3 protein-coding genes and 1 pseudogene are annotated in these 6,216 nt (G+C 60.1%); 1 reads left to right on the forward strand and 3 read right to left on the reverse strand.

From position 1 onward, the window contains the following. A partial coding sequence (locus tag C7G61_RS41880) for a transposase (RefSeq protein ID WP_145963526.1) occupies positions 1-105 on the forward strand: 105 nt, incomplete at its 5' end. Between the two features lie 1,305 nt (positions 106-1,410). On the opposite strand, the gene C7G61_RS45385 is transcribed toward C7G61_RS41880, so the two are convergent. The 3 genes and pseudogenes from C7G61_RS45385 to C7G61_RS41905 form a co-directional block, all read right to left on the reverse strand. Continuing rightward, on the reverse strand, positions 1,411-2,685 hold the full coding sequence (locus C7G61_RS45385) for a coiled-coil domain-containing protein (protein WP_190242257.1): 1,275 nt from the start codon (positions 2,683-2,685) through the stop codon (positions 1,411-1,413). A 47-nt stretch (positions 2,686-2,732) separates the two neighbouring features. Then, positions 2,733-4,019 (reverse strand): annotated as a pseudogene (locus tag C7G61_RS41900) (AAA family ATPase); the annotation flags it as partial. 50 nt (positions 4,020-4,069) lie between these two features. After that, positions 4,070-5,368 carry a metallophosphoesterase family protein gene (locus C7G61_RS41905; RefSeq protein ID WP_244608762.1) on the reverse strand — a complete coding sequence of 433 codons (1,299 nt, stop codon included), beginning with the start codon at positions 5,366-5,368 and terminating at the stop codon, positions 4,070-4,072. Between the last annotated feature and the right edge of the window lie 848 nt (positions 5,369-6,216).

The raw sequence follows: 6,216 nt of genomic DNA on the forward strand, positions 1-6,216 counted from the left end.
AGAGGCTTCCGCCAGTTCCTCCTGCGCAGCATCGACAAGGTCAAAGCCGAATGGGCCATGATCTGCATCGCCCACAACCTCGCAAAACTCGCCGCCGCACGCTGAGGAGAACCTGTCTCCCCAAAAAGCTTCAGAACCCGCCTCGCTTAATCCTAAGTCCATTATAGGGACAGGCTCCTAGAGCAGCCGACAATCCTTTTCCATAGACGCCGATCCGAGTGGCATCAACTTCGGGCCGACCTGACAAATAATCCAAACAGCAAGACAACAAGGTTTCTGATTGGCCGCGCCAGTGATTTGAAACGTCGTCGTGAGAGACCACGAGAACCGACGTGCCCCGACCAATGAAGAGCCTTCCGAGCAGCGTCGCTCCTGTTTCTTCTTCCCTACTGATGCAAATGACTGCTGGAGCGCATAAATCGGGATCACCAGCGGGCACGTAGTAGGCTAGAAATTCGGATTGATCACAGCACGCAATTTGCACCCGCTCCACCTTTTGCTCCAAAGATCCGAACCTCTGAATGCCGGCCTCGATTTTGACCGAAACGTCTCCACTTTGTGGATCGTCTTCATCAGCTAGCCGCCTGGCAACTTCAAATGCAGTTAGCGCGCAAAGCCAGGCTTCGGTCGCCTCGCCGGAGCTCCCTTTTCGATATTCAGGTCGCCAACAAGGCAGTGAGCATCTCCGATGTTTGTCCATCTTGCGACTGAGTTCTGCCGATGTAAGGCGCCGCGGATGCCCTCGAGATTGTGTATGAACAGCGCGGCGCCTCGCCGTGTGGACGCAAGACCGCCTCTTACATGAGGCCAAGCAGCGCATAACATCCGATTCGCCCCCTTGGTGCGGAATCCTCACCATCCGCCCACGCAAACGTTATCGGGCTCCTGAAGTCGAAAGTTTCTAATGGCGGGGCTTCTTTCGCCGAAATTCTGCTTTTTTGGTCATAATGCGCAAGTTTTTCCTACGATCAGGCGTCGCCCTCTGGCTCTGCACGAGCAGGGCACGAGAGGCGATCTGGACTTTGACCGAACGGACACGACCCATCGATGCCAACGCCGATGACGCCTCGTGATGACTGTGTTCAGCGTCTTCTGGCGAGCGTTCAAATTCAGATCATAGGTAATCGCAGAATCGATCAGGCGCGCCACCAGCGTTCACAGATCGAGCTGAGAACGGCAAACACCGGCTCGAGGAATGCCGTCATGAAAAGCGCCTGCACCATCCATCCCTTCTGTGATCACCTTCACGGTGACAACGTCCGTTGTCACCGTGGCCGCGCGCGTCACCGAACATCCCGCCAATCATTCAACCACGCATTCCAGCGCAGCAAATCGCTCGCTGCATCGCGCCTTCGGCCCAATCAGCGGGGCCGCTCACATCCGATGAAGCCGCCAGGCTCGACCAAATCATCAACCTGAAGAATGAGCTGGTGCAGCTCGACGCCAAGATCGACTGGGACTGGATCGATCACGAGATCGCACCGCCTTATAGCGACAAGGCCGGCAGCCGGGAACGTAATAGCCGTGGATCAAACGGTGGTGTCCACCATCACTCGCTTGAGATTGCGCTTCCGCATCCTCGCCCGAGAGCTGCGGCGAAGCCGCTGTCACGAGTTTTTCGACGTCCGCCGCAAACGCCTTGATGTCCCGCTCGATCTTTCCGATCCGCTCGTGCTGCAAGTCCGCAATCTTTACAGACGTCTCCCGCATTTGGTCGATCGCGTCGATTTGCTCCTGAATGGTCTCAATGGGAGCTTCAGCCGAAAGATTGAGCGCGGCCAAAGCGTCCTTCCATTGCGCATTCCAGGCGTCGTGCTCTTTCTCGGCGCTCTCGACCATGCCGCGCTTGTGCTCGACGTCGGCTTTGAGCTTGCGCTCGTCGAGCGCAAACTCATTTCGCTTTTGCGCATTCGCCTCTTCCGTGCGGATGCGCGCTTCCAGCGGCAGGCCGCCTGCCGAGGCGGCAATCGCCATGTCCTGCAGCAAGCCGACTAGCTGGCGTTTGGCGTCTGCGATTTCCTGTTGCAGCGACGATGCCGAGCGCGCAGCGCCGTCGCGCTTGGCGATCTGATCAAGCAGATCGGCCCTCGCATCAAGCCAGTCAAACATCTCCTCAGGGGGCAGCGGGCTATCCGTGACGCCATTCCACATGCAGGTCCACGTCGCGGCCAAGGCACTCTGCTCTTCGGTTAACAACGTAAGTTCTTGCTTATTAGAGTCGAGGGCGTCTTGCTGGTCGGCGATCTGCCGAGCAAGCACCATGGCGGCAGCCGTCGACTCTGCGTTATGAAAGCGCTGATCCGCCGCCGCGTCGGCCTGGCCGACAGCCGTTTCATAGGCGTTGAGCAGCGCGTCGCCACTTGCGAAGGCGCGCTCTTCCGACTCCGGCACCGCGATGTTGTCGACATACCGACGCCTGATGAGGGACCATGCTGCGTCCCGGCGTTCCCGCAGCTTCATCAAGTCCTCCGCCGACACGATCTTTTCATCGGAGACCAACCGCGCGTCAGACTTTCGATTGTTCTCGACAGCCGGCGTCAAATCGCGGATAGCCGCTTGCTGGTTCTGAATACGGCCCTCAAGATCGCGAACCGCGTCGCGATGCGTCTTCACTGCCGCTTCGGCCGGGACTTTCATGGCGCGCAAACTCGCCTCGTCAACGACCGCGGGAGTCAACATCGCCATTTGCTGCTGACATAATTCATACGCGTCCCGATGCTCTCGGTGGACAGTTAGGAGACGTGCGTCAAGATCACCCAAGGCGCGAGTGGATTTGACCACGCCCGCCAAACCCGACAGATCCTGCGAGGCCCGATCGTTTCAATGCGTGCCCGAAGGTCGGCCAGCTTTTCGCCGGCGTCCTCAAGCGCCTCTCGGGCGTTCCCAACGGCTGCAAACCGGCCGCCGCGCGAGGGCAACAATCCGCGGACCACCGAGACCGTGGCGCGCGGCGGAATTCTGTCGACCAGATCGGCAGTGTCGCCTGCCCAATCCAATTCCGTCGCCGCGCGCTTCAGCGCCACTTCCGCGGCCGCAAGCTCCGCCCGCCGCTTGGGCAAGTCGGCTCTTCCCGAAGAGAGCTGGATACTGCGTTTGAACAGGCGTTCTATCTCCCCTTCATGGAGGAGGACGTTCTCGTCGATCACTAGCGCGGTGCGCTCGGCGGTAATGGCCGCTATCTGCTCATGGAACGCGTTGATGCGCGCTTCTGCGGCGGCGTTATCGGCCGACGGCTTCTCAAATTGTTTTGCCGCATCAGTGGGCAGATCGGCAGCGATTCCGAGAGACGTTATTTCATTTTCGACTTCGCCGAGACGATGTAGGCTGCGATAAACGCGTCGAACGCGCGCGATTTTGGCGAGTCCGCTGACTTGCTCTTCGGTTTCTTTCTCGATCTGAACGCAGGCGTCGCGCGCCTCTTCAAAGACGGATTTCAGTTCCTGCCACTTGCTCGCGGTCACCGTGTGCTGGCGCAACGCCGCTTCAGCCTCCTTGAGACGATCTTCCGCCTGGTAATATTTCCGGTGCCCCGCCTTGCGTGCGGCCCACAGGCCGTCAGCTTCTTCCTGCATCGCGGCCAGCCGGTCGCGAAGACCGGAGAGGCCTGACGCTGCGGCGAACAGGGTCGCGCCGATATCGTCCTTGGCGTGAATGATGTCCCGGCCGCCGGCGCGCAGACGTTCATGGTCGAGGCAGAACATCCGGCAGAAAAACGCCCGGTCTATTCCGCCAAGCAGCGGAGCAAGCAATCCATCGCCGGCCGCAAGAGGTAGTTCATTGAGGCCGAGCAGCGTGTCCTTGTTGCCCTTGCGCCGTAGGATCGACAGCGGTGTCCCATCGCGATCCAACGTCGCGCCGATGCGTAGCGCCGCGTTCTCATGTAGAAAGTTGCGCGGCGACTGCCCGGGAATGCCGAACAACAGGTCCTCAATCGCCGACATCGTCGTCGACTTCCCTGCTTCGTTATCGCCGTACACGATATGAAAGTCGGCTCCGCCAGACGGGAAGTCAAGCGACGCGCCGGTGAAGTGCCGTAACGGGTCAGATCAAGGGAACGGATACGCATGGATCACCGCCTCTCCGCAGTCAAGCGCGCGCTTAGATATGCGGCCGCCTGCTCGATCACCGCGCCGAAGTCTTTGCTGATCGCCGCCTCCAGAAGCCGATCCTCGATATCAAGCGCGGCATCGTGCGGAAGCTTGCGGATGAGGTCGCCGAGGTCGTTGGCGATCTCCGCCCGCAAGTCGGGATCGTCCGCAGCCTGAGCCAGCAGGACGTTGAGATCGTTGATCACGCCCGGATCCGGCTGAATGGAAGCCGTCGTCGCAGACGCGGTCGCATTGACGACGCGTTCGATCCAGGCGACTTCTTCGCCGAGCCCCAAGGCCGCGGCCCGCGCTTCAGCCAGCAATTGCGGCGCGGAGGCCAGCAGTTCGCCATGAAGGTCGGTCGCGCCGCTCAGCTGGATACGGCAGGCCAGCAACCGGCCCTGTGCAGTCTTCGTGGCCTCGTTGATAGAGCATTTAATTTGATCAATGACGTCGCCAAATCGCGCGCAACCGCCGACCGGCACGTCGACATGCATCCATCGCGCGACATCCGTGTACAGCGGCTCAATGCCGTGCAATGCGCCGTCCTGAACCGTGATCAACTGCGCCGACTGCGGGCCGGCCTCCCGGATGTGACGGCCTTGCAGATTACCGCAGAACACGACGTGCGGATTCTCGTGCAGCAGGCCGCCCTGATGCACATGCGCAAGAGCCCAGTAATCGTAACCCTTGTTTACCAGCTCGTCGAGCGTGCACGGCGCGTAGTTCTCGTGAGGACCGTTCGTTCCACCGAGCGCGGTGTGCAGCACGCCAATGTTGAAATACCCCTTCACGGGCGGCGGATAAGCCTCCGCCAGATTGTCCGTCGTCGCCTGCATGCGGAAGCTCTGACCGTGAAGCGCGACGCGGCGATCATCAAGCTTGAAGGTTTGGGGTTTGCGATAGCGGAACACGTGCACGTTGTCCGGCAGCGTCAGCCGTTTGGTGATCTGACTTTCGGCGTCATGGTTGCCATGGAGAACGAAGGCCGGGACGTTCGCCGCGCGCAGGCGCCCCATTTGCCGCACGAAAAACAGACCGGTCTGAAAATCGCGCCAGTCGCCGTCGTAAAGATCGCCGGCAATGACCATGAAGGCCACCTGCCCGTCAATGGCGTAGGTAACAAGGTCTTCGAAGGCGGTTCGGGTCGCCGTTCGGATGCGTTCCGCCGCAAGACCCTCCTGCCCGCTCAGCCCCTTGAGGGGGCTGTCGAGGTGGATATCCCCGGTGTGGATGAACTGGAAGGAAGGCATATTTACCCCAGCAAAGGCTGAAAACAAACATGAAGATAACGGACCCGCAATGGGTCCAACCGCAAGCTCCACTGAATTCACAGGGAAGGAGGAAGATCGGGCGGGGCTCGGCGTGATCTAATCCACCACAGAACTCTTTAGGCCCGATACCTCGCGTAAATTCCGCGACGAGATTCTGCATCCTGCGCGGAGTGATGCCGAGTGAGTTGGCGATCATACCAGCCGAGACCACATGGCGGGATGACCCTTGGTCGAGGAGTGCTAGCAGCCCGGAAGTGGAGCGGCGGCGGGCGAACAGCCTCCAGGCCGCCAACCCAGCGGCGTGATCCTTGAGGCCAGCGTCGCTGTCGCTCTAGCTGCATGGCCGGCCAAAATATGCTGTATCCAACGCTCGCCAACGTTCACGGCTGCCGCTTTGACGTCCGTTGACCGCTCGACTTCGTGGCTGGGTGGTTCGCGGCACGAATGGCAACGAGTTCAGGCTCGGCCTCGCGCAATCTCTCCTGCTCCGAGAATAGGACCGATCGGCATAGCGCACGCCGAAGAGATCGACGCCGTTCTCGCGCTGTCCTCGCCACCCGTTCCGCTGCACGTTTGGATCGCCAAGCTGCCCACGCCAGAGCACGATCGAGGCGCGCTCGAACGCCTGTTCGTCGGCAGGTTTTGGAATTTGCGTGGAGGCTAATAACGTAAAGTGCGGACCATATCGTCGTCATCAGCAGACGTCGTCTTCGAACAGCTTTTCTTTTTCTCTCAGCGCCAAAGGACAACTTATCGCCTCGAGTGATCCAGCTCATTCAAGACTTGGCCGAGGACTGGCGCCATCTCGACCGACGGGTCGCGTCAATGACGAAAGAAATCGACGAACTCGCTGA

Origin of the sequence: Bradyrhizobium algeriense, assembly GCF_003062295.1 — a bacterium.
GTDB lineage: Bacteria > Pseudomonadota > Alphaproteobacteria > Rhizobiales > Xanthobacteraceae > Bradyrhizobium > Bradyrhizobium algeriense.